Raw genomic sequence first — 21,628 nt, 5'->3', positions numbered from 1 at the left:
GCTGGACGAGAGCAGTCCAACGGACGGTGGATTACGGTCCGGGGTCCAGTGTTAGAGGCAGGTTGCCGAGCGCGCGGCAGCCGCGCAGCGTCACGCCGTGAACACGACGTGGAAGGCCTCGGCGAGCCGTCCGGCCGGCAGGCCGAAGCGCGACGCGGTCTGCCGCATCCAGCCGCCGACGAACTCCTCGAGGTCGTCGCGGTGGCTCACCTGGGTGACGTGGCTCTTCAACGCCGCGAACTTCAGCTCGACGACGTCGGTCACGTCGACGGCGTGGTCGGCGCGCGGGCTGGCGGTCAGCCACACCTCGCCCACCGTCCACGCCTCGAGCCCCTCCTCGGCGAGCAGCTCGGGGAAGGCGAACGGGTTGCGCGCGTCGGGGTAGACCGCCCGCAGCGTCGACTCGCCCACGGTCATGTGGTCGGGGTGGCTGGCGCCGATCCGCTCGTAGAACCGCTCCGGCGAGCTGGTCAGCACCCGCTGCGGCCGCACCTGCCGGATCACCCGGGCGATGTCGCGGCGCAGGTCGAGGGTCAGCTCCAGCCGGCCGTCGGGGTACCCGAGGAAGCGGACGTCGGTGACCCCGACGGCCTTGGCCGCCGCCTCCTGCTCGGCCCGCCGCAGCGGCCCCATCGCCTCGCGCGGGGTCTCGTCGAAGCCGCCCGCGTCGCCGTCGGTGACGATCAGGTAGGTGACCTCGGTGCCGGCCGCGGTCCAGGTCGCGACCGTCCCGGCGCTGCCGAAGTCGACGTCGTCGGGGTGGGCCAGCACGCACAGCGCGCGGTCGACGGACTCGGCGGGACGGCGGGACTGCGGCGAGGTCACCCGCCGGAGCCTAGGTGTCCCCCGGAGGCGGCGCAGCGGACCGGGCCGACCAGCATCTCCCCCTCCCGGGTCATGCGGCCGCGGCCGTCGTGTGCCGATCACAGCAGGGAGGGCGACCAGCGCCCGCGAGACGAGGGGCGACATGGGACGGGTTCCCGCACACCGGGAGGCGGCGGCGCGCGGTGTCGTGCTCGCCTGCGCCGCGGTGGTGCTCGCCTGGGCCGCGGTCGCGGTCTGGTCGCTCGACGGCCCGTCCCCGGTGGCCTCCGACCTCTTCCAGCTCGGCGCGGCCGGGGCGGCCACCGGATCGACGGCCTGGCGGTCGGTGCGGTCGGCCGGCCGGCTGCGCGCGACGTGGGCAGCGTTCGCGCTGGCCTGCGCCGGGTGGACCGCCGGCCAGGCGTACTGGACCGTGGAGGAGGTCGCCGGCCGGCTCGCGCCCTTCCCGTCACCGGCCGACGCCGGCTTCCTCGCCTTCCCGCTGTTCGCCGCCGTGGGGCTGCTGCTGCACCCCGCCGACGGCGGCGTGCGCGGCCGCTGGCAGCGGACCTCCGACGCGGTGATGACGTCGGCCGCCGTGGGGCTGGTCAGCTGGCAGACCGCACTCGAGGCCGTGGTCAACGGCAGCACGACCAACGACCCGCTGGAGACCCTGCTCCTGGTGGCCTACCCGGTCCTCGACGTCCTGCTCGTCGTCCTGACCCTGCTCACCCTCGCGCGCAGTCGGCGCCGCGACGCCGACCTGCTGCTGGTGGGCGCCGGGCTGGTCGCGCTCAGCGTCTCCGACAGCGCGTTCGCGTTCCTCCAGTCGACCAGCGCCTACGACGGCGGGGTCGTCGACGGCGGCTGGGTCCTGGCCTTCCTCGCCATCGCCGCGGCGGGTGCCCTCTCCCGGGCCGGCGCGCCCGGTGGGGCGGCCACGGCGCGCGGCCGGGGCGTGCGCACCACCTTCCTCCCGTACCTGCCGGTGGCCGCGGCCCTGACCAGCAGCCTGACGGTGACCATGGTCGGACGCCCACTCGGCCGGGCGGAGATGCTCCTGGCCACCGTCGTCATCACCCTGCTGCTCAGCCGCCAGTTCGTGGCGCTGCGGGACAACGTCCGCTTGGCCGGCGAGCTGGCCGGGCGCGAGACGATGCTGCGCCACCAGGCCTTCCACGACGGCCTCACCGGGCTGGCCAACCGGGCCCTGTTCCGCGACCGCCTGCAGCACGCGCTGCAGCTGCACCGCCGCGACCTCCGCCCGGTGTCCGTGGTGTTCCTCGACCTCGACGACTTCAAGGTCGTCAACGACACGCTGGGCCACGCCACCGGGGACCAGCTGCTGGTCAGGGTCGCCGAGCGGCTGCGGGACGCGGTGCGCATCGGCGACACGGTGGCCCGGCTCGGCGGGGACGAGTTCGCCGTCCTGCTCGAGGACGGCGCCGACACCTCCGCCACCACGACGCGGCTGCTGGAGGCGCTCCGCGGGCCGGTGTCCGTCGGCGGACGGTCCCTGTCGGTCCGCGCCAGCGTCGGCGTCAGCACGCTCGGGGCGAGTGACGCCACCGTGGACGTCGACGAGCTCCTGGTCCGCTCGGACCTGGCCATGTACGCCGCCAAGCGCGCGGGCAAGGACCAGGTCGTGGCCTACACGTCCGGCCTCAACCTCCTGGAGGTGGAGGAGGGGGAGCTGCGCGAGCGGGTGCGCGTGGCCGTCGCCGAGCGCGAGGTCACGCTGGAGTACCAGCCGATCGTCGAGCTGGGGACGCACCGTGTCGTGGCGCTCGAGGCGCTGGCCCGGTGGCGGCCCGACGGCGTCGAGGTCGGTCCCGACGTCTTCGTGCCGGTCGTCGAGCGCACCGGGCTCATCGACGAGCTCACCGTGCAGCTGCTCGGCGAGGCCTGCGCGCGGGTGGCCGGCTGGTCCGCGGACCGCGGCGCGCCGGTGGCGGTGCACGTCAACGTGGCACCGTCGTCCCTGGCCGCGCCCACCTTCGTCGCCACCGTCGGGGAGCTGGTCGCCCGGCACGGACTGGCCCCCGGGCAGCTGGTCCTCGAGCTGACCGAGCGGGGTCTGCTCCCCGATCCGGAAGCGGCCGAGCGGGTGCTCACCCGGCTCCGGGCCCTCGGCGTCGGGGTGTGCCTCGACGACTTCGGCGTCGGCCAGTCCTCGCTGGCCCGGCTGCGCACGCTGCCGCTGGACTCGGTGAAGATCGACCGGTCGTTCCTCGAGCGCAGCGACAGCGACCCGCGGGCGGCGACGCTGCTCGGCGCCGTCCTCCGGCTGGCCCGCGACATCGGCCTGCCGGTGGTCGCCGAGGGGGTCGAGCGCCCCGGGCAGCTCGCCACCCTGCGCGGTCTCGGCTGCCCCCGGGCGCAGGGCTACCTGCTCGGCCGGCCGGTCCCGGCCTCCGCCGTCCCCGGGCTGCTGGCCGGGTGGGCGGTCCTCGCCGGCTGACCGGCCGCGAGCCCGCGCAGCTTGTCGGGGTTGCGGACGACCAGCACCTGCTGGACGTGCCCGCCGACGAGCACGAGGGACAGCGTCAGGAACGGCGCGGCCCCGGACCACAGGACGACGCCCGGTGCGCCGTTGAGGTCGGCCACCTCGATGCGCAGGTCCGGGACGGCCAGGCCCTGGGCGGCCGTCGCCAGCAGGAAGCGGGCCACCTTGTCCGCTCCGGAGATCGGCCGCAGCGCCGCCTTCGCCCGGCCCCCGCCGTCGGAGATCAGCACCACGTCGGGGGCGAGCGCGGCCAGGAGCGCGTCGACGTCCCCACCGGCGCAGGCGGCCAGGAAGCGCTCGGTCACCGTCCGCTGCGCCGCCCGATCGGCGTCGAAGCGCGGCTGCCGGGCCTGCACGTGCTCGCGGGCGCGGTGGGCCATCTGCCGGACGGCGGCCTCGCTGCGGCCCAGGGTGGCGGCCACCTCCGCGGCCGGCAGCCCGAACACCTCCCGCAGCACGAACACGGCCCGCTCCGCGGGGGAGAGCGTCTCCAGGACCACCAGCAGCGCCAGCGAGACCTGCTCGCCGAGCTCGGCGGCGTCGTCCGGGTCCGGCGGCGGTGCGGCCCCGGCGACCGGCGCCGCACCGGTGAGCAGCGGCTCGGGCAGCCAGGGTCCGACGTAGCTCTCCCGGCGAGTGCGGGCCGCGGCCAGCCGGTCCAGGGCCAGCCGGGAGGTGATCCGCACCAGGTAGGCCCGCGGGTCGGCGACGTCGGACCGGTCGGCCGCCGACCAGCGCAGCCACGCGTCCTGGACGACGTCCTCCGCGTCGGCGACGCTGCCCAGCATCTGGTAGGCGACGGTGAACAGCAGCCGCCGGTGCCGGTCGAAGGGGGACGGCTGCTCGGTCACGGTGCGGCCGGGAGGTCGCAGCGGTCCCGGAAGCCCTGACTGGTGAGGCCGAGCGCGGAGTTGAAGCGCGACCGGACGTTCTCCACGGCGACCATCATGGTGAGCTCGACCAGTTGCGCGTCGTCGAGCTCGCGCCGCAACGCGGCGACCATCTCGTCGGTCACGTCCGGTGGCGTCGCCGTCACGGCCTCGGCGTAGGCCATCACCTGGCGCTCCAGGTCGGTGAACACGTCGCTGTCCCGCCACGTCGGGACCGCCCGCAGCTTCGCGGGGTCCACGCCCTCCTGGCTGCTGATCCAGTAGCCGAAGTCCACGCACCAGGAGCAGCCGATCGCGACGGCCGACGCCATGACGGCCAGCGCCTTGAGCGTGCGGTCGAGCCGGTTCCAGCGGGCCAGGGACATCTCGAACCCGGCGTCGGTGACCAGGACCCCCGGGTGGTGCGCCATGGCGGCCAGCGGGTCGGGCAGCGCGCCGTAGGTCCGGCGCGCGTACCACTCGGCGAGCCGGGTGACCGGCGTGCGGGGCGGGTCGAGCGGGATGCGGGCCATGGTGGTCGTCCTCTCCATCGGGTGGTGCACATGGAGACGGGACGGCCGGCCAGGACGTGACACGCCCGCCGGGGTTTCGTGCCCACGCGGTCCCGAGGACCCTGGCGAGCCCACGGGGCGGTTCCGGTGGCCCGGCGCGGCGGCGCCGCCGGGGGAGGAGCGGACATGGACCCGGACTTCGACAAGGCCCTGCAGCGGACGGCGGATGCGCTGGCGGCGATGGGGTCGGGCGACCCGGCCCCGTACGCGGCGCTGTGGCCCCGGTCGGACGACGTCACCCTGTTCGGTGCGTGGGGGCCCATCGAGAAGGGCCACGCCGACGTGACGAGCACCTTCGAGTGGGTGGGCAGCCGGTTCAGCGACGGGGCGCTCACCCCGACCGACGACGTCGTCCACGTGGACGGGGACCTCGCCTACACCGTCGGCTCCGAGCACGGCGTGGTCCGTGTCGACGGCGGCGAGCGGCGGCCCATGACGCTGCGGGTCACCCATGTCTACCGGCGGGTGGACGGCCAGTGGTGGCTGGTGCACCGCCACGCGGACTTCCCGCCCATGGACCCGCGCCGCGGCTGAGTCCCGGTCCTGGGCCGGCCCAGCCGGCCGCGTCCCGGGGCGGCCCCGTCCAGAGGCTCGCCGCGAGCCTGCGAGCGGTGAGGAGGACGGGGTCCTTCTTCAGAGGCGGCCGCGGCCCTGGCGCAGCAGCATCATGCCGAGGGTTGCGCCGTCGCGGCCGAGCGCGTCCTGGAAGCGGGCCAGCACCTGCTGCTCGCGGGACAGCGACAGCCGGGTGCCGCCGGCGGCGCGGCGCAGCTCGCCGATCTGCTGGGAGACGGCCAACCGGCGCTGCACGAGCCGGATGATCTCGGCGTCGCAGTCGTCGATCTGCTCGCGGAGCTCGGTGATGCGCTCGTCGGCGTCAGCGGCGGCGGTGGGGACCGTGGCGGTCATCGGGTTCCTCCAGGGCGGGCGGGTGGCCGTCGGACCCCGGGAACGAGAAACGCCCCGGGCTCCTCGGGCCCGGGGCGTCTGTTGCGGCGTGTGCTCAGCCAGCGGTGACGGACACCGGATCCCGGTGGCCGTAGAAAAAGCTGAGCGCGGTGAGCACGGCGGGGAGTCTGCCACATCTCCGGGTGTGATCGCCACGACGTCCCGGGGTGGGTGTGGCGGACGTTCCGCGGCCCCGGGGAGCGTCACCCGTCCGAACTACAGTGGTGTCGTCATGAGCAGCGTCCAGCAGGCCCTCCCCGGTACCGCCGCACTCCAGCGCTCCGCCTCCGGCTCCGTGGGGCGGGAGCTGGACCGGATGCTCGCCGGTCTCAACGGCCCTCAGCGGCAGGCCGTCGTCCACGAGGGCAGCCCATTGCTCATCGTGGCCGGCGCCGGCTCGGGCAAGACCCGGGTCCTGACCCATCGGGTCGCCTACCTGCTCGGTGCCCGCGGGGTGCAGCCCGGCGAGGTCCTGGCCATCACGTTCACCAACAAGGCCGCCGGGGAGATGAAGGAGCGCGTCGCCGCCCTCGTCGGTCCCCGCGCCCGCGCCATGTGGGTGTCGACGTTCCACTCGATGTGCGTGCGGATCCTGCGGGCCGAGGCGGCCAAGCTCGGCATGAAGTCGTCGTTCACGATCTACGACCAGGGCGACTCGGTCCGGCTGATGACGATGGTCGCCCGCGACCTGGACCTCGACGCCAAGCGCTACCCCGGCCGCAGCCTGGCCGCCCAGGTGTCGAACCTGAAGAACGAGCTGGTCGACGAGGAGTCCTTCGCCCCGGTCACGGCGCCGGAGAAGGTGCTCAAGGAGGCGTACACCCTCTACCAGCGGCGGCTGCGCGAGGCGCACGCCATGGACTTCGACGACCTGATCATGACGACGGTCAACCTGCTGCAGGCCTTCCCGGACGTCGCCGAGCACTACCGCCGCCGGTTCCGGCACGTCCTGGTCGACGAGTACCAGGACACCAACCACGCGCAGTACGTGCTGGTCCGCGAGCTGGTGGGGACCGGGGAGGGGCCGGTGCCGCCGGCCGAGCTGTGCGTCGTGGGTGACGCCGACCAGTCGATCTACGCCTTCCGCGGCGCGACGATCCGCAACATCGACGAGTTCGAGCGCGACTACCCGGACGCGACGACGATCCTGCTGGAGCAGAACTACCGCTCCACGCAGCGGATCCTCAAGGCGGCCAACCAGGTCATCGCGAAGAACACCGGCCGCCGTCCGAAGAACCTCTGGACCGACGCCGGGGACGGCGAGCTCATCGAGGGCTACGTCGCGGAGAACGAGCACGACGAGGCCGCCTGGGTCGCCGAGCAGATCGACGCGCTGGTCGACGAGGGCAAGGCCAGGCCCAAGGACATCGCCGTCTTCTACCGGACCAACAACGCCTCCCGTGTCTTCGAGGAGGTGTTCATCCGCGTCGGCATGCCCTACAAGGTGGTCGGCGGGGTGCGCTTCTACGAGCGCAAGGAGGTCCGCGACGCGCTGGCCTACCTCAAGGTGGTCGCCAACCCGGCCGACGTCGTCAGCCTGCGCCGGGTCATCAACACGCCCAAGCGCGGCATCGGCGAGCGGGCGGAGACCTGCGTCGAGAACTTCGCCGACCGGGAGCGGATCGCCTTCGCCACGGCCCTGCGGCGGTGCGCGGAGATCGGCGACCTGGCCACCCGCTCGCTCAAGGCGATCCAGGAGTTCGTGGCGCTGCTCGAGGAGTTCGAGCGGCTGGTGGAGACCGGCTCCGGGCCGGCCGCGCTGCTGGAAAGCATCCTCGACCGCACCGGCTACCTCACCGAGCTGCAGGCCAGCACCGACCCGCAGGACGAGGGACGGGTCGACAACCTCAACGAGCTCATCTCGGTGGCCGCCGAGTTTGAGGCGGCCAACCCGGGGGGCTCGGTCACCGACTTCCTGGAGCAGGTGTCGCTCGTCGCCGACGCCGACCAGATCCCTGTCGCGGGTGACGACGCCGGCGTCGTGACGCTGATGACCCTGCACACCGCCAAGGGCCTGGAGTTCCCGGTCGTCTTCCTCACCGGCATGGAGGACGGCGTCTTCCCGCACCTGCGGGCCCTCGGGGACCCCAAGGAGCTGGAGGAGGAGCGCCGGCTGGCCTACGTGGGGATCACCCGCGCCCAGCAGCGGTTGTTCCTCTCCCGGGCGACGGTGCGCACCAGCTGGGGCCAGCCGGCGTACAACCCGCCGTCCCGCTTCCTCGACGAGCTGCCCGGGGACACCGTGCACTGGGCGGGGAAGGAGCCGGTGCCGGCACCGAGCACCGGGTACCGGTCGGCGCAGCAGCGGGTGGCCGCCACCGGGCTGTCGACCGGCGGGCTGCGCGGCGGGGCGGGCAACCGCGCCGTGATCTCGGTGGAGGTCGGGGACCGCGTCAGCCACGACGCGTTCGGCCTGGGCACCGTCGTCGAGGTCACCGGCGCCGGCGACAAGGCCCAGGCGACGGTCGACTTCGGCTCGGGCGGCACCAAGCGCCTCGTGCTGCGCTACGCCCCGCTCGTCAAGCTCTAGCGTCGACGAGGGGGCCCGAAGGGTCGCGCGGCCAGGTCGCCCGGCCCGGGGATTTGCGGGTGTTCCTCGTGCTCTGCGGGTCCTGCAGCGCCCGCAGAGCACGAGGAACACCGGCACAGCGGGCGGGCACGTGGCCGCGGTGTCGGCCGGAGGCCGACCAATCAAAGAGCGACGCCGTGGTCGGCCAGGTACTGCTGGGGGTCGATGGGCCGGCCGGTCATGCCGCCGCGGTGGATCTCGTAGTGCAGGTGCGGCCCGGTCGACTGGCCCTCGCTACCGACCTTGGCGATCTGGTCACCGGCGTGCACGATGTCGCCGGCCTTCACCGAGTAGTAGCGCATGTGGCCGTAGATGTGGACGTTGCCGTCGGCGTCCTGGATGTAGATCGCGTTGCCGTAGCCGGAGGCGGCGCCGGCGCGGATGACGACGCCGTCCACGGCGGCGACGATCGGCGTGCCCAGCGGCGCGGCCAGGTCGATGCCCCAGTGCATCGTGCCCCAGCGCATGCAGAAGCAGGTGCTCATCCGGCTCGGGGTCGGCAGGACGGTCTTCGGCTCGCGCGCGGCACGGGAGGCGGCCAGCTCGCCGAGGCGGGCCTGGGCCTCTGCCTCGGTGATGCCGCGGCGCACCCCGGCGTCCTCCATGTCGCTGATCAGGCCGACGTCGGAGGCGGTGCCGAGGCCGTACTCGGCGGCGCTGACGCTGAGGTCGCCGGCGTCGGACCCGAGCGCGCTGGGCAGCGCGGCGACCACGGCGCCGGCGACCAGCGCGGCCAGCCACAGGGGACCGCGCCGACCCGGCGGACGCGGCACCGCGCGGCGCCGGGTGGGCGCCTCGGCGGTGTCGTCGGCGGTCGGGACGGGCGCCGGGACGTCGGCGACGGGCTCGGTGGAGGAGCGCGGGGCCGGGACGACCGGACCCGGCTTCCGGTCGGTCCTGGGTCGCTCCAACAGTGCAGGCCCGGTCTGCGGGGTCACGGAGCACCTTCTTCGTCAGCGACCCTCCCGACCGGTGCCAGGAGGCACACCGTCGGGGGAGCGACGGCGGTTGAGGCGTCCGGCAGGACGCCCGCCGACGGGTGTCGGCGCCGTGATCGGACCGTAACGTTCTGTCAGGTCGCCGAGGGTCAACGACACTCCGTGTCGCCTTGTCTGCAACGTGTGATCTGCGTGAGGCGTCCGAGGGCCCGACGGCATCCGGCGGGCGGAGGAGCGGGGAGCGGCTCAGGCGACGGCGGTCGGTGCCGGCCGGAGCGCCTGCGGGGTGCGCACCCCGGCCAGGGTGGCGGCGACCTCGTCGAGCACGCCGCGGTGGAAGGGCAACGAGGTGTGGCCGACCCCGCGGACGAGCACGTTGCGCGCCTGCAGGTCGGGGTGGTCGCAGCGCCCGGCAGCCGTGGGGATGACGACCTGGTCGAGGTCGCTGTAGATGGCGGTCACCGGGGTGCGCACGCCGCGCGCCGGCTCGGCCAGCTCCCGCAGCACCGGCGAGCCCGGGCGCAGCTGGCGGACCAGCGGCGTCGGCAGCAGGTGGGCCAGGACCGAGCCCTGGTGCGGCGTCCCGAGGGTCACCAGTTGCTCCACCCGGCGGTCGCCGCCCTGCCGCTGGACGTGGTAGCGGGCGATGAGCCCGCCCAGGCTGTGGCCGACCACGTGTACTCGGTCGTGTCCGGTCTGCTCGCAGATCCGCTCCAGGTGGGCGCCGAGGTCCCGGGCGCCGCGGGCGACGTCGGAGAGCAGGGGGCTGTAGTTCCAGGAGCAGACGTGGGCGAACCCGCGCCGCCGGAGGCTGCGGCGCATCACCGCGAAGATCGAGTGGTTGTCCACCAGGCCGTGCACGAGGACCACGGGGACGCGCGCGGCCAACGGGTCGGCGGCGAACAGCGCCCGTACGTCGGGCGGCTGGTCACCGGGGCGACACCGCGGGTCGACGCGCAGCGGGTCGGTGCGGGCGCCCAGTGGGTACATGAGCACGTGTGCCCCGACGAGGGCCAGTTCGGTGATCCCGCCGGTCAGGGCGGTGCGGGTCACCAGGGAGCGCAGGCCGCCCCGGGGCGTCCGCGGATCGGCGGTCGTCGTGTGCGAGGCTGGTTCGGACTCCGGGTCGCCGAGTGGGCGCATCATCGTGTCCCTCCCCGTTCGTGACCACCGGTGGAGCCCGGGTTCGACGTCGGCCGGTGGTGAGTGCCGCCCTCTGCCAATGCCCGGTTAACCCGACGGTAAAGCTGTCGTGTGACAGCCGTCACACGACTTGGCCGCGCCGAGGCCGGATCGACGCCGGTTCGTGACCTACCCGACGAAGGGGGAACCGTGGCCGCCCGCGATGGCTCCACCCGGAACCGCGACCGCGTCCGGGCCGCCGGCCCCGAGCGGGGCGCCGACCGGAACAGTGCGGTGCCCTCCTCGGCCCGGGCGGCGTCCGCCCGTCGCGCCGGGCCCCGCCGGCCCGCTGCCGATCCCGCGCCGGTGGGTCCCGCCGACGGCCTGGTCGTCGGCGACGTGCCGGCGGTCGCGCGCCTGTGCGGGGTGCTGCTCGTCCTCGCCGGCCTCGCCGGGGTGGCCGGCGCCTTCCCGACCTATCTGGTCGTGGGCGGCCAGGACGTCGCCCAGGCCGGGGGGTTCGGCGGGGCACTGGTCGTCCTGCTCACGCCGCTCGTCGGCGCGGTCGTCGGCGGCGTCCTCGCGGCGGGGCGCGTCCCCCGGCTGGGCCTGGCGTACGCCGGCGTGGCCGGGGCGCTGGCCCTCGGCCTGCTGCTCATCGAGGTCTACCGGGCCCAGGCCTCGACCGTCCGTCCGGCGGTGGAGGTGCTGGCCGGCCGGGAGGTGCTGACCAGCTCGGTGCAGATCGGCGCGGGGTGGGTGCTGGGCGCGGTCTCGCTCGGACTGACCGTGCTGGCGGGCCTGGTCGCCGCGCTCGCCTGGGGGCGGACCGTCATGGAGGACGGCGGCTCGCTCGACCCCGCCCGCCCGACGCTGGCCGGCGTCGCCACGCTCCTCGGGGTGGGCACCGTCCTGTGCCTGGTGCTGCCCGCGGCCGACGTCCCCGATCGGATCGTCACCGACCCGGCGACGGGGATGCAGACGGTCGTCGAGCAGGACGGCCCGCAGGGGCTGCTCGAGCGGCCCGGCCTGGCGCTGCTGGGCGGGCTGCTCCTGGCTGGGGCCGTCGTCCTGTGCTCGGTGCTGGCACCCTCGCTGCGGCCCCGGCTCGCCGCGGTCGGCGGCCTGCTGGCGATCGCCACCGTCGTCCTCGCGGCGGCGCTGTCCGGCCTGCGCGACGCCGCCGTCTCCGACCAGCTGGAGTGGACGCTGCCCGGTGCCGGGCTGCTCGTGGCCGGGCTCGGGTACGCCGTCCTGACCGCGCTGGCCTGGCGCTTGCGCCGTCCGTCGCGGGCCGCCTGAGGCGGTCCCGCCGGCGGTGCGGCTTCCGCTCCGCAGAATCGCGCTGGCGGCCGGTGTGATGCCGAGCACGCCTCCTGGTGCCGGTGGGACGACGCGGTCCGCCGGGCGTTACCGTGCTCGTTCGTGGATCTCTTCGAGTACCAGGCCCGTGACCTTCTGGCCTCCCACGGCGTACCCGTCCTCCCCGGCGGCGTCGCCGAGACCCCCGAGCAGGCCGAGGCGATCGCCCGCGAGATCGGGACCACCGTCGTCGTCAAGGCGCAGGTGAAGACCGGTGGCCGCGGCAAGGCCGGCGGCGTCAAGCTCGCCGACAACGCCGAGGACGCGCGCGCCCGCGCCCAGGACATCCTCGGCCTGGACATCAAGGGCCACATCACCCACCGCGTGATGGTGGCCCAGGCCAGCGACATCGCCGAGGAGTACTACTTCTCCTACCTGCTCGACCGCGCCAACCGCACCTTCCTGGCGATGGCCAGCGTCGAGGGCGGCATGGAGATCGAGCAGCTGGCCGTCGAGCGCCCGGAGGCGCTGGCCCGCATCCCCGTCGACGCCACCGTCGGTGTCGACACCGCCAAGGCCGCCGAGATCGTCGACGCCGCCGGCTTCCCCGCCGAGGTCCGCGACCAGGTCATCGCCATCGCCGTCCAGCTGTGGGACACCTTCAGCGCCGAGGACGCCACGCTGGTCGAGGTCAACCCGCTGGCCAAGGCGCCCGACGGCACGGTCCTCGCGCTGGACGCGAAGGTCACCCTCGACGACAACGCCCGCTTCCGGCACCCGCAGCACGAGGAGCTCGAGGACAGCGCCTCGGCCGACCCGCTCGAGGCCGCGGCCAAGGAGAAGGACCTCAACTACGTCAAGCTCGACGGCGAGGTCGGGATCATCGGCAACGGCGCCGGGCTCGTGATGAGCACGCTGGACGTCGTCGCCTACGCCGGTGAGGAGTTCGGCGGGGTCAAGCCGGCCAACTTCCTCGACATCGGTGGCGGCGCCTCGGCCGAGGTCATGGCCAACGGCCTGCACATCATCCTGTCCGACCCGGCCGTGAAGAGCGTGTTCGTCAACGTGTTCGGAGGCATCACTGCCTGCGACGCGGTGGCCAACGGCATCGTGTCCGCGCTGAAGCTCCTCGGCGACGAAGCGACCAAGCCGCTGGTCGTCCGGCTGGACGGGAACAACGTCGAGGAGGGCCGGCGGATCCTCGCCGAGGCCAACCACCCGCTGGTCACCCTGGTCGACACGATGGACGGCGCTGCGCGCCGGGCCGCCGAGCTCGCCGCCGCCTGACCGCCCCGACTCCGACAGGACACAACAGAGATGTCGATCTTCCTCAACGAGAACAGCAAGGTCATCGTCCAGGGCATGACCGGCTCCGAGGGGCGCAAGCACACCCAGCGCATGCTGGCCTCGGGCACGTCGATCGTCGGCGGGGTGAACCCCAAGAAGGCCGGCCAGAACGTCGACTTCGACGGCGGCGCCAGCGTGCCGGTGTACGGCTCGGTCGCCGAGGCGATGAAGGAGACCGGCGCCGACGTCAGCGTCATCTTCGTGCCGCCGGCCGGTGCGAAGGCCGCCGTCATCGAGGCCGTCGACGCCCAGATCGGGCTCGCCGTCGTCATCACCGAGGGCATCCCGGTGCACGACTCGACCCACTTCTGGGCGCACGCCCAGGGCGGTTCCACCCGGATCATCGGGCCCAACTGCCCCGGCCTGATCAGCCCCGGGCGGTCGAACGCCGGCATCATCCCGGCCAACATCACCAAGCAGGGCAAGATCGGGCTGGTCAGCAAGTCCGGCACGCTGACCTACCAGATGATGTACGAGCTCCGCGACATCGGGTTCTCCACCTGCGTCGGCATCGGCGGCGACCCGGTCATCGGCACCACGCACATCGACTGCCTGCAGGCCTTCCAGGACGACTCGGAGACCGAGGCCATCGTGATGATCGGTGAGATCGGTGGGGACGCCGAGGAGCGGGCCGCCGACTTCATCAAGGCCAACGTCACCAAGCCGGTCGTCGGCTACGTCGCCGGCTTCACCGCGCCCGAGGGCAAGACCATGGGCCACGCCGGGGCGATCGTGTCCGGCTCGGCCGGCACCGCGCAGGCCAAGAAGGAGGCCCTCGAGGCCGCCGGCGTTCGCGTGGGCAAGACGCCGTCGGAGACCGCGCGCCTGATGCGGGAGATCGTCGGCTGACGCTGCCGTGAGCATCGCGGGGAGCGCCAGCGACCGAGGAGCGGAGCGGGGGCGGAAGCCGGCCCGTGCCGTCGTCGGCTGACGCTGCCGTGAGCATCGCAGGGAGCGCCAGCGACCGAGGAGCGGAGCAGGGGCGGAAGCCGGCCCGTGCCATCGTCGGCTGACGGAGCGACCCGCCACGCCGGTGACGACCGGTACACCGCTGCCCGGTGACCTCACCCGAGGTCGCCGGGCAGCGGTGTCTGCAGGGGGACTCGATACCGTCACGGACGGCGACGCCCGGGCGTGCCGCGTCGCCGCCCGTCTCGACCGCTGACCAGCATTGCGTCAGTGATCACGCAACTACCGAGGAGCGCCCCGCGATGACCAGCCAGCCGCCGCCACCCCCGGGCGGTCACGGGGAGCCGGGCCACGACCAGCAGCCCGGGCAGCCGCAGTACGGCCAGCAGCCGGGGCAGTCCTCGTACGGACAGCAGGCCGGTCAGCCTCAGCCCGGGCAGCAGCCTCCGCAGTACGGGCAGTCCTCGCCGTACGGGCAGCAGCCGCAGCACGGGCAGCCGGGCTACGGGCAGCAGCCCGGCTACGCCGGGCAGCAGCCCGGCTACGCCGGGCAGCAGCCTCCGGGGTACGGGCAGCAGCCGCAGTACGGCGGCCAGCCGGGGCAGCCCTACGGCCAGCCCCCTCAGCAGCCCTACGGGCAGCCGGGCTACCCGCCGGGATACGGGCAGCCGGGGTACGGGCAGCCGGGGTACGGGCAGCCGGGGTACGGGCAGCCGGGCTACGGCCAGCCGCCCTACGGCCAGAGCCCCTACGGTCAGCAGCCGTACGGCCAGGGTCCCTACGGCCGCCCGGCCGGCACCGCGGGCGGTGCCGGCTTCGACCTCAAGCGGCTGAAGACGGGCGACTACGTCGTCGCGGGCGGCGCCCTGCTGTTCCTCGTGCTCTCCTTCTTCCCCTGGTACCAGTTCGACGACGCCTTCTTCGGCACCGACTTCAGCTTCAGCGGCTGGGCGTCGGGCCAGGTGAAGACGGCCTTCTTCTTCTTCCTGCTGGCGGGGGTCTGGGCCGTCCTGCCGGCGCTGGTCCCGCTGCGGCTGGGTTTCCCGCGGTCCTTCGTCACCGTGGGGCTCGCGGCCGTGGGCGTGCTGTTCGCCCTCCTGGGCTGGCTGGACTCGTTCAGCGAGGGCTTCTCGTTCTCCGTTTGGGCTCTGCTCGGCTTCCTCGTCGCCCTGGCGATCCTCGCCTTCGCCGTCCTCGCCCTGCTGCCTGAGCTGAAGAACCGCCCCGCACTGTCGGGTGGGCCGGCCGACGCCGGCCAGTGGGCCAACCAGCCGGGGCCGCAGTTCGGTGCTCCCGGCGGGCAGCAGCAGTCCTACGGCCAACAGCCCTACGGTCAGCAGCAGGCCTACGGTCAGCAGCCGTACGGCCAGCCGGGCGCCGGGCAGTCCTACGGCCACCAGGCTCCCGGCCACCAGGCTCCCGGCCACCAGGCTCCCGGTCAGCAGGCTCCCGGTCAGGCCGGTCCGGCCCAGCCGCCGTCCGCGCCGGGTGCCGGAACGGCTCCGGGCAACGACCCCGGGACCGGCGAGGGCGGGTCCACCGCCTCCGGGTCCGGGCAGCCCTCGGGCAGCGCCTGACGAGCACGAACCGACTCCGACGACGGGGGTCGGCGGCCACGGGGCCGCCGGCCCCCGTCGGCTTTGTGCGGACCGTTGGGCGCGGATCCCGGCGATCGTGGTCCGGCCTTGGGACAGTGGAGGGGTGGTCTCCCTGCTCGCACGACTGACCCTCCCCGGGCAGCGGGAGTCCGCCGCTCGTGGGCCCCGGACCGGTCCCGTGCTGGCGGTGGTGGCCGCCACGGCGGTCTCGGTCCTCGGGCTCCTGGGACTCGGGCTGGCGGTCGTGGTCGTGCAGACCCTCGACCCGGCCGGCGGCCTGCCGGTCGCGGGGTCCGCCCGGCTGGCCGGCCGGCTGTGGCTGCTGGCCCACGGGGGCGGCCTCACCCTCGGGTCCGGCCCGCTGGTGCTGGCCCCGCTGCTGCTGACCCTCGCCGTCGCGTGGGGGCTGTCGCGCGCCGGCCGCGGCGTCGTCCGGGCCTGCGACGTCCGGGAGATCCGGGACGTCGGCGCCGTCCTGGGCGCGCTGGTCGCCACGCACGTCCTGGTGGCGTTGCTCGTGGGGCTCGCCGTCGACGGGCCGGGAGCCGACGTCGACCTGCTGCGCTGCCTCCTCGGCAGCGCGGTGCTGGCCGGAGTGGCCGCCGGCTGGGGCACGGTGCGCGAGTCCGGCGTCCTCGACCCGGTGCTGGACCGGCTGCCCACACCGGTGCGGCCGGTGCTGCGCGCGGTGCTGGCCGGGTTCCTGGCCGCGCTGGCCCTGGGCCTGGCGGTGGTGGCGGTGGCGCTGGCGTCGGACACCCGGGGGTACGCCGCGCTGTCCGGGGCACTGGGCGGTGCCGGCGCCGGGACGGTCGGATTGCTGGCGCTCGGCGTGCTCCTGCTGCCGAACGCGGCCGCCGCCGCGATCGGGCTGGCCGCCGGGCCGGGCTTCGTCGTCGGCACGGGCACGCTCGTGTCGGTGCACGGCGTCACGCTGGGCGCGGTGCCGGCGCTGCCGCTGCTCGCGGCGCTCCCCGACACCCAGGCCGTCCCGCTCGTCGCGTTCGTGTCCCAGGCGGTGCCCGCGCTGGCCGGGCTGGTCGCCGGGGTCGCCCTCGGTCGCCGGCTGGACGACGAGGACGGCGGCTCGGTGACCGCCGGGCTGTGGGGCGTGCTCACCGGCGTCCTCCTGGGCCTGGCCTGCGGCCTGTTCGCCTGGGTGGCCGGCGGGTCGCTCGGCGACGGTGCGCTGGCCGAGGTGGGCGCGCCCGGTGTCGCCACGGGGCTCGCCGTCGCCGCCCAGGCGGGGATCGCCGCCGCTGTCGGCGCCGCGATCGCCCGCTGGCGCTCGCTCGGCTGAGTCCTCCGGCCCCCCGTCGAGCGGGCCGTCGGCGGCCCCCGGCTAGGGTCGCTGGCGTGCCCGCTCCCGAGCCGTTCCCGCGGGCGCGGGTGGTCGTCCTGCTGTCCGGGACCGGCTCGCTGTGCGCGGCCCTGCTGGACGCCACCGACGACCCCGGGTACCCCGCGACCGTCGTCGCCGTGGGCGGGGACCGCGACGCGGCCGGGCTCGAGCACGCCCGCCGCCGCGGGATCCCGACCTTCGTCTGCGCCCTGCGCGACCACCCCGACCGCGCCGCGTGGGACCGCGCCCTGGCCGGCGCCATCGCCGAGCACCGGCCGGACCTGGTGGTCTCCGCCGGGTTCATGAAGATCGTCGGCCCGGCGGTGCTGGACGCCTTCGGCGGCCGGCTCGTCAACACCCACCCCGCGCTGCTCCCCGCCTTCCCCGGGGCGCACGCCGTGCGGGACGCGCTGGCCGCGGGGGTGGAGGTCACCGGCAGCACCGTGCACCTGGTCGACGCCGGCGTCGACACCGGCCCCGTGCTCGCCCAGCGCGAGGTGCCCGTGCTCGACGGGGACGACGAGGCCCGGCTGCACGAACGGATCAAGGCCGTGGAGCGCGAGCTCCTGGTGGAGACGGTGGCGCGACTCGTCACCCAGCACACGGAGGACCCCCGATGAGCGACCGCACCCCGATCCGCCGCGCCCTGCTCGGCGTCTACGACAAGGCCGGGATCGAGGAGCTGGCCCGCGGTCTGGCCGACGCCGGCGTGGAGCTGGTGAGCACCGGCGCCACCGCCCGGCGGATCGCCGACGCCGGCGTGCCGGTCACCCCCGTCGAGCAGGTCACCGGCTTCCCCGAGTGCCTCGACGGGCGGGTGAAGACCCTGCACCCCGCCGTCCACGCCGGCATCCTGGCCGACCGCCGCAAGCCCGAGCACGTGCAGCAGCTCGACGACCTCGACGTGGCGCCGTTCGACCTCGTCGTGGTCAACCTCTACCCGTTCACCGAGACGGTGCTCTCCGGCGCCACCCCCGACGAGTGCGTCGAGCAGATCGACATCGGCGGCCCGGCGATGGTGCGCGCGGCGGCCAAGAACCACCCGTCGGTCGCCGTCGTCGTCGACCCGGCCCGCTACGGCGACGTCCTGGCCGCCGTCGCGTCCGGGGGCTTCACCCTGCCGGAGCGGCAGCGCCTCGCCGTGGCCGCGTTCCGGCACACCGCCACCTACGACATCGCCGTCGCGTCCTGGCTCGGCAACGTGGTGGCGCCCGACGACGAGTCCGGCTTCCCGGCGTGGGTCGGCGCGAGCTGGGAGCGCGCCGACGTGCTGCGCTACGGCGAGAACCCGCACCAGCGGGCCGCGCTCTACCGCGGGGGGCAGCCGGGGCTGGCGCACGCCGAGCAGCTGCACGGCAAGGAGATGTCCTACAACAACTACGTCGACACCGACGCCGCGGTGCGGGCCGCCTCCGACCACGCCGACCCCTGCGTGGCGATCATCAAGCACGCCAACCCCTGCGGCATCGCCGTCGGCACCGACATCGCCTCGGCGCACCGCAAGGCGCACGCCTGCGACCCGGTGTCCGCCTTCGGTGGCGTCATCGCGGCCAACCGCGAGGTCGACCTGGCAATGGCCGAGCAGGTCGCCGGCGTCTTCACCGAGGTGGTGGCCGCGCCGTCGTTCACCGACGACGCCCTGCAGGTGCTCACCGCCAAGAAGAACATCCGGCTGCTGCGGCTGCCCGAAGCCAGCGTCTCCGCGACCGAGCTGCGGCCGATCAGCGGCGGGCTGCTGCTGCAGACCGTCGACCGCATCGACGCCCCCGGCGACGACCCCACGACCTGGACGCTGGCCACCGGCGAGCCGCTGGACGCCGCCGGCCTCGACGACCTGGTGTTCGCCTGGCGCAGCGTGCGCGCGGTGCGCAGCAATGCGATCCTGCTGGCCCACGACAAGGCGACCGTCGGCGTGGGGATGGGTCAGGTGAACCGGGTGGACGCCGCCCGGCTGGCCGTCGCGCGGGCGGGGGAGCGGGCCGCGGGCTCGGTCGCCGCCTCCGACGCGTTCTTCCCGTTCGCCGACGGGCTGCAGGTGCTGCTCGACGCCGGGGTGCGCGCGGTCGTCCAGCCGGGCGGGTCGGTGCGCGACGAGGAGGTCATCGCGGCCGCGGCGGCCGCGGGCGTGCCGCTGTACCTGACGGGCACCCGCCACTTCGCCCACTGAGACAGGACCCCGTGCCCCCCACACCTCGCAAGCTCGGCGCGGGTCCCCACACGGGGCCGAAGCCGCACGTCCGTCCACCCGAGCCGGGCGCGCAGGTCGAGGGCGCCGACCTCGCCCGGGTCGACTGGTGGGGGGCGCAGCTCGACAACGTGACGTTCACCCGCTGCCGGTTCGACGACGCCGGGCTGGAGGAGCTGGTCACCCGCCGCTGTGTGTTCGACTCCTGCGTGCTGACCGGCGTCCGGATGGGCGGCTCCCGGCACCAGGGGACGGCGTTCCTGTCCTGCCGGTTCGACCGCGCGCGGCTGTTCGACGTCGTCTGGGAGGGCTGCAAGCTCACCGGCTCGCAGTTCCCCAGTGCGCAGCTGCGGCCGATGACCTCGACCGACTGCGACTGGTCGTGGACGTCGCTGCGCGGGGTCGACCTCTCCGGCCTGGACCTGTCCGGTCAGCGGTTCCGGGAGGCCGACCTGACCGACGCCGACCTGCGCGAGAGCGACCTGACCGGCGCCGACCTCGACCGCGCCCGGCTGCAGGGCGCCAAGCTGCGCGGCGCCGATCTACGCGGCGCGTCGACCGACGCGGTCCACTGGCGGGCGCTCGACCTCACCGGCGTGCGGGTGGACCTGGTCCAGGCGGTGCAGTTCGCCCGCGCCCACGGCGCCCTCGTCGCGGACTGACGGGTGGCCAGGCCTCAGTCGCGGGGGCCGTGGGTCCCGTACTTCGGGCCGGTGAACATCGCCTTGAGGGCGCCGAGCAGGCCCAGCACCGGGACGGCGACGGCGAACCAGAACCCCGTGTCGATCTCGGCGACGTCCCAGCCGATGCCCGCCAGCGGCACCACCACGCCCGCCGCGGCCACCAGGCTGACCAGCAGCGCGAGGACCCCGAGGAACCGGTGCGTGCGGGCCGGCACCACCATGAGCAGGCCCAGGACGAACAGCACCCCGCCGCCGAGGATCACGGCCATGGGCTGCCAGAACCCGGTCTCGAACAGCCGCCCGAAGCCCTGCCCCACGTCGTCGAAGCCGCGGCGGACCAGGTCGAGCCCCGTCAGGTCGCTGCCGGGCAGCCAGCGCAGGAGCAGGCTCACTGCGGCGGCGATGCCCGCCAGGATGAGCAGCAGGCTGGCGAAGGTGTCGGGACGCCGGACGGTCACCGGCCTGGTCGAGTACTCCGGCGCGGTGTAGGACGTCGCCCCGGCGTTCCCGGCCGGCCCGGCGTCGGTCTGCGGGCCGCCCATCGGCACGAGCCCCGGACTGGTCTGCTCCCGCCAGTCACCGCTGCCGCGCTGCGTGCCGGCCGGGGACTGGTCGCGCTCGGTCATCTGCTCTCCTCGCGGATCGGCAGGCGGGGAAGGCGCCCGCTGTCCTGCGAGGGTAGGGCCGCGGTCGGTCGCGTGGAGCGCTCTCGGGCAGACTGTCGGCCGTGCCCGCGACGATCCTCGACGGCAAGGCCACCGCAGCAGCCATCCGGGCGGAGCTGACCGAACGCGTCGCCGCCCTCACCGCCGCCGGCCACCGGCCCGGCCTCGGCACGCTGCTCGTCGGTGACGACCCCGGCAGCCGCTGGTACGTCAACGCCAAGCACTCGGACTGCGCCCAGGTCGGCATCGCCAGCATCCAGCGCGAGCTGCCCGCCACGGCCACGCTCGAGGACGTCCTCGCCGTCGTCGAGGAGCTCAACGCCGACCCCGCGTGCACCGGCTACATCGTCCAGCTGCCGCTGCCGAAGGGGATCGAGGAGAGCGTCGTCCTCGAGCGCATGGACCCGGCCAAGGACGCCGACGGCCTGCACCCGGTCAACCTCGGCCGGCTGGTCCTCAACGTGCCCGGCCCGCTGCCGTGCACCCCGGTGGGCATCGTCGAGCTGTTGCGCCGGTACGGCGTCCCGATCGCCGGCGCGGAGGTCGTGGTCGTCGGCCGCGGGATCACCGTCGGCCGGCCGCTGGGGCTGCTGCTGACCCGGCGCACGGAGAACGCGACGGTCACCCTCTGCCACACCGGGACCCGGGACCTGGCCGCCCACCTGCGACGGGCCGACATCGTCGTCGCCGCCGCGGGCGTACCCGGGCTGGTCACCGCGGACGTCGTCAAGCCCGGGGCCGCGGTCCTCGACGTGGGCGTCAGCCGGGTGGACGGCAAGATCGCCGGGGACGTCGCCAAGGACGTCGTCGACGTCGCCGGGTTCGTCGCCCCCAACCCCGGCGGGGTCGGCCCGATGACCCGCGCGATGCTGCTGCAGAACGTCGTCCTCGCCGCCGAGCAGGCCGCGGCCGAGGAGATGCTGACCTCCTGATGTCCCGCCCGCCGCTCTACACCCGCCGGCCCTTCCTGGCCGGCCTGCTCCGGCAGCTGCCGCTGCTCGCGGTGCTGGTCGGGGTGGCGGTGGGCCTGCTCATGGTGACCTTCGAGCACTGGCGGCGCGGCCTGGTCGTCGTCGGCCTGGTCCTCGTCGGCGGCGGGGTGCTCCGGTTACTGCTGCCGCTGCGCCGGGTGGGTTTCCTCGCCGTCCGCAGCCGGCCGGTGGACGTCGTCCTGCTCGTGGGGGTCGGGGTCACCCTCACCGCCTTCGCCCTCGCCATCCCCGGTAGCTGAAGGAGGACCCTCCTGGCGGGGCGCGCGACCCGCTCAGG

At 74.7% G+C, this 21,628-nt stretch carries 20 protein-coding genes; 13 read left to right on the top strand and 7 right to left on the bottom strand.

Annotated features, from left to right (window positions below; translation table 11 throughout):
• Positions 1–90: 90 nt before the first annotated feature.
• Positions 91–825 carry a PIG-L deacetylase family protein gene (locus ACI79D_RS06205; RefSeq protein WP_456917474.1) on the bottom strand — a complete coding sequence of 245 codons (735 nt, stop codon included), beginning with the start codon at positions 823–825 and terminating at the stop codon, positions 91–93.
• Positions 826–967: 142 nt separating this feature from the next.
• Between ACI79D_RS06205 and ACI79D_RS06200 the strand changes: the two genes are divergently transcribed.
• Positions 968–3,265 (top strand): putative bifunctional diguanylate cyclase/phosphodiesterase, encoded by a 2,298-nt coding sequence (locus tag ACI79D_RS06200; RefSeq protein ID WP_456917473.1) that lies wholly within the window; start codon positions 968–970, stop codon positions 3,263–3,265.
• On the opposite strand, the gene sigJ is transcribed toward ACI79D_RS06200, so the two are convergent.
• Together sigJ and ACI79D_RS06190 are read right to left on the bottom strand one after the other, a co-directional pair.
• On the bottom strand, positions 3,190–4,161 hold the full coding sequence (sigJ, locus tag ACI79D_RS06195) for an RNA polymerase sigma factor SigJ (protein ID WP_456917472.1): 972 nt from the start codon (positions 4,159–4,161) through the stop codon (positions 3,190–3,192). The genes ACI79D_RS06200 and sigJ overlap by 76 nt on opposite strands.
• A complete protein-coding gene (locus tag ACI79D_RS06190; RefSeq protein ID WP_456917471.1) occupies positions 4,158–4,712 on the bottom strand; it encodes a carboxymuconolactone decarboxylase family protein in 555 nt (184 codons plus the stop codon). The genes sigJ and ACI79D_RS06190 overlap by 4 nt, the downstream gene beginning before the upstream one ends.
• Before the next feature lie 165 nt (positions 4,713–4,877).
• Between ACI79D_RS06190 and ACI79D_RS06185 the strand changes: the two genes are divergently transcribed.
• Complete coding sequence (locus ACI79D_RS06185) at positions 4,878–5,285, top strand: YybH family protein (RefSeq protein ID WP_456917470.1); 408 nt, start codon at positions 4,878–4,880, stop codon at positions 5,283–5,285.
• A 99-nt stretch (positions 5,286–5,384) separates the two neighbouring features.
• Here the strand turns inward: ACI79D_RS06185 and ACI79D_RS06180 are convergent, their stop codons facing one another.
• On the bottom strand, positions 5,385–5,660 hold the full coding sequence (locus ACI79D_RS06180) for a chorismate mutase (RefSeq protein WP_456917469.1): 276 nt from the start codon (positions 5,658–5,660) through the stop codon (positions 5,385–5,387).
• 271 nt (positions 5,661–5,931) lie between these two features.
• Here ACI79D_RS06180 and pcrA point away from each other — a divergent pair, with 271 nt between their 5' ends.
• The gene (gene pcrA / locus ACI79D_RS06175; protein ID WP_456917468.1) at positions 5,932–8,229 is read left to right on the top strand and encodes a DNA helicase PcrA; all 2,298 of its coding nucleotides are present in this window, start codon (positions 5,932–5,934) and stop codon (positions 8,227–8,229) included.
• 161 nt (positions 8,230–8,390) lie between these two features.
• Here the strand turns inward: pcrA and ACI79D_RS06170 are convergent, their stop codons facing one another.
• The gene (locus ACI79D_RS06170; RefSeq protein WP_456917467.1) at positions 8,391–9,206 is read right to left on the bottom strand and encodes a M23 family metallopeptidase; all 816 of its coding nucleotides are present in this window, start codon (positions 9,204–9,206) and stop codon (positions 8,391–8,393) included.
• Positions 9,207–9,452: 246 nt separating this feature from the next.
• Positions 9,453–10,259, bottom strand: coding sequence for an esterase/lipase family protein (locus ACI79D_RS06165; RefSeq protein WP_456917466.1), 807 nt, complete (start codon positions 10,257–10,259; stop codon positions 9,453–9,455).
• 435 nt (positions 10,260–10,694) lie between these two features.
• Here ACI79D_RS06165 and ACI79D_RS06160 point away from each other — a divergent pair, with 435 nt between their 5' ends.
• The 8 genes from ACI79D_RS06160 (at position 10,695) to ACI79D_RS06125 (ending at position 19,673) form a co-directional block, all read left to right on the top strand.
• A complete protein-coding gene (locus ACI79D_RS06160; RefSeq protein WP_456917465.1) occupies positions 10,695–11,630 on the top strand; it encodes a hypothetical protein in 936 nt (311 codons plus the stop codon).
• Positions 11,631–11,753: 123 nt separating this feature from the next.
• A complete protein-coding gene (sucC, locus tag ACI79D_RS06155) occupies positions 11,754–12,917 on the top strand; it encodes an ADP-forming succinate--CoA ligase subunit beta (protein WP_456917464.1) in 1,164 nt (387 codons plus the stop codon).
• Between the two features lie 30 nt (positions 12,918–12,947).
• Positions 12,948–13,826 (top strand): succinate--CoA ligase subunit alpha, encoded by an 879-nt coding sequence (gene sucD / locus ACI79D_RS06150; protein WP_456917463.1) that lies wholly within the window; start codon positions 12,948–12,950, stop codon positions 13,824–13,826.
• A 362-nt stretch (positions 13,827–14,188) separates the two neighbouring features.
• Positions 14,189–15,463 (top strand): hypothetical protein, encoded by a 1,275-nt coding sequence (locus ACI79D_RS06145; protein ID WP_456917462.1) that lies wholly within the window; start codon positions 14,189–14,191, stop codon positions 15,461–15,463.
• Between the two features lie 124 nt (positions 15,464–15,587).
• Positions 15,588–16,784 (top strand): cell division protein PerM, encoded by a 1,197-nt coding sequence (locus ACI79D_RS06140; protein ID WP_456917461.1) that lies wholly within the window; start codon positions 15,588–15,590, stop codon positions 16,782–16,784.
• Positions 16,785–16,840: 56 nt separating this feature from the next.
• Positions 16,841–17,446 carry a phosphoribosylglycinamide formyltransferase gene (gene purN / locus ACI79D_RS06135; RefSeq protein ID WP_456917460.1) on the top strand — a complete coding sequence of 202 codons (606 nt, stop codon included), beginning with the start codon at positions 16,841–16,843 and terminating at the stop codon, positions 17,444–17,446.
• Positions 17,443–18,993, top strand: a complete 1,551-nt coding sequence (gene purH, locus ACI79D_RS06130) for a bifunctional phosphoribosylaminoimidazolecarboxamide formyltransferase/IMP cyclohydrolase (RefSeq protein ID WP_456917459.1) — start codon at positions 17,443–17,445, stop codon at positions 18,991–18,993. The genes purN and purH overlap by 4 nt, the downstream gene beginning before the upstream one ends.
• A gap of 11 nt (positions 18,994–19,004) precedes the next feature.
• Complete coding sequence (locus ACI79D_RS06125) at positions 19,005–19,673, top strand: pentapeptide repeat-containing protein (protein WP_456917458.1); 669 nt, start codon at positions 19,005–19,007, stop codon at positions 19,671–19,673.
• A gap of 14 nt (positions 19,674–19,687) precedes the next feature.
• Here ACI79D_RS06125 and ACI79D_RS06120 read toward each other — a convergent pair whose 3' ends face one another.
• Complete coding sequence (locus ACI79D_RS06120; RefSeq protein ID WP_456917457.1) at positions 19,688–20,320, bottom strand: hypothetical protein; 633 nt, start codon at positions 20,318–20,320, stop codon at positions 19,688–19,690.
• 101 nt (positions 20,321–20,421) lie between these two features.
• On the opposite strand from ACI79D_RS06120, the gene ACI79D_RS06115 reads away from it, so the two are divergent.
• On the top strand, positions 20,422–21,291 hold the full coding sequence (locus ACI79D_RS06115) for a bifunctional methylenetetrahydrofolate dehydrogenase/methenyltetrahydrofolate cyclohydrolase (protein WP_456917456.1): 870 nt from the start codon (positions 20,422–20,424) through the stop codon (positions 21,289–21,291).
• Positions 21,291–21,590 (top strand): DUF3017 domain-containing protein, encoded by a 300-nt coding sequence (locus ACI79D_RS06110; RefSeq protein WP_456917455.1) that lies wholly within the window; start codon positions 21,291–21,293, stop codon positions 21,588–21,590. Before ACI79D_RS06115 ends, ACI79D_RS06110 begins: the two co-directional genes overlap by 1 nt.
• Positions 21,591–21,628: the final 38 nt, after the last annotated feature.

It is taken from the genome of Geodermatophilus sp. SYSU D00708 (genome assembly GCF_054050115.1).
Note: the sequence above shows the minus strand (reverse complement) of the source record. Positions and strands in the feature narration are given on the sequence as shown.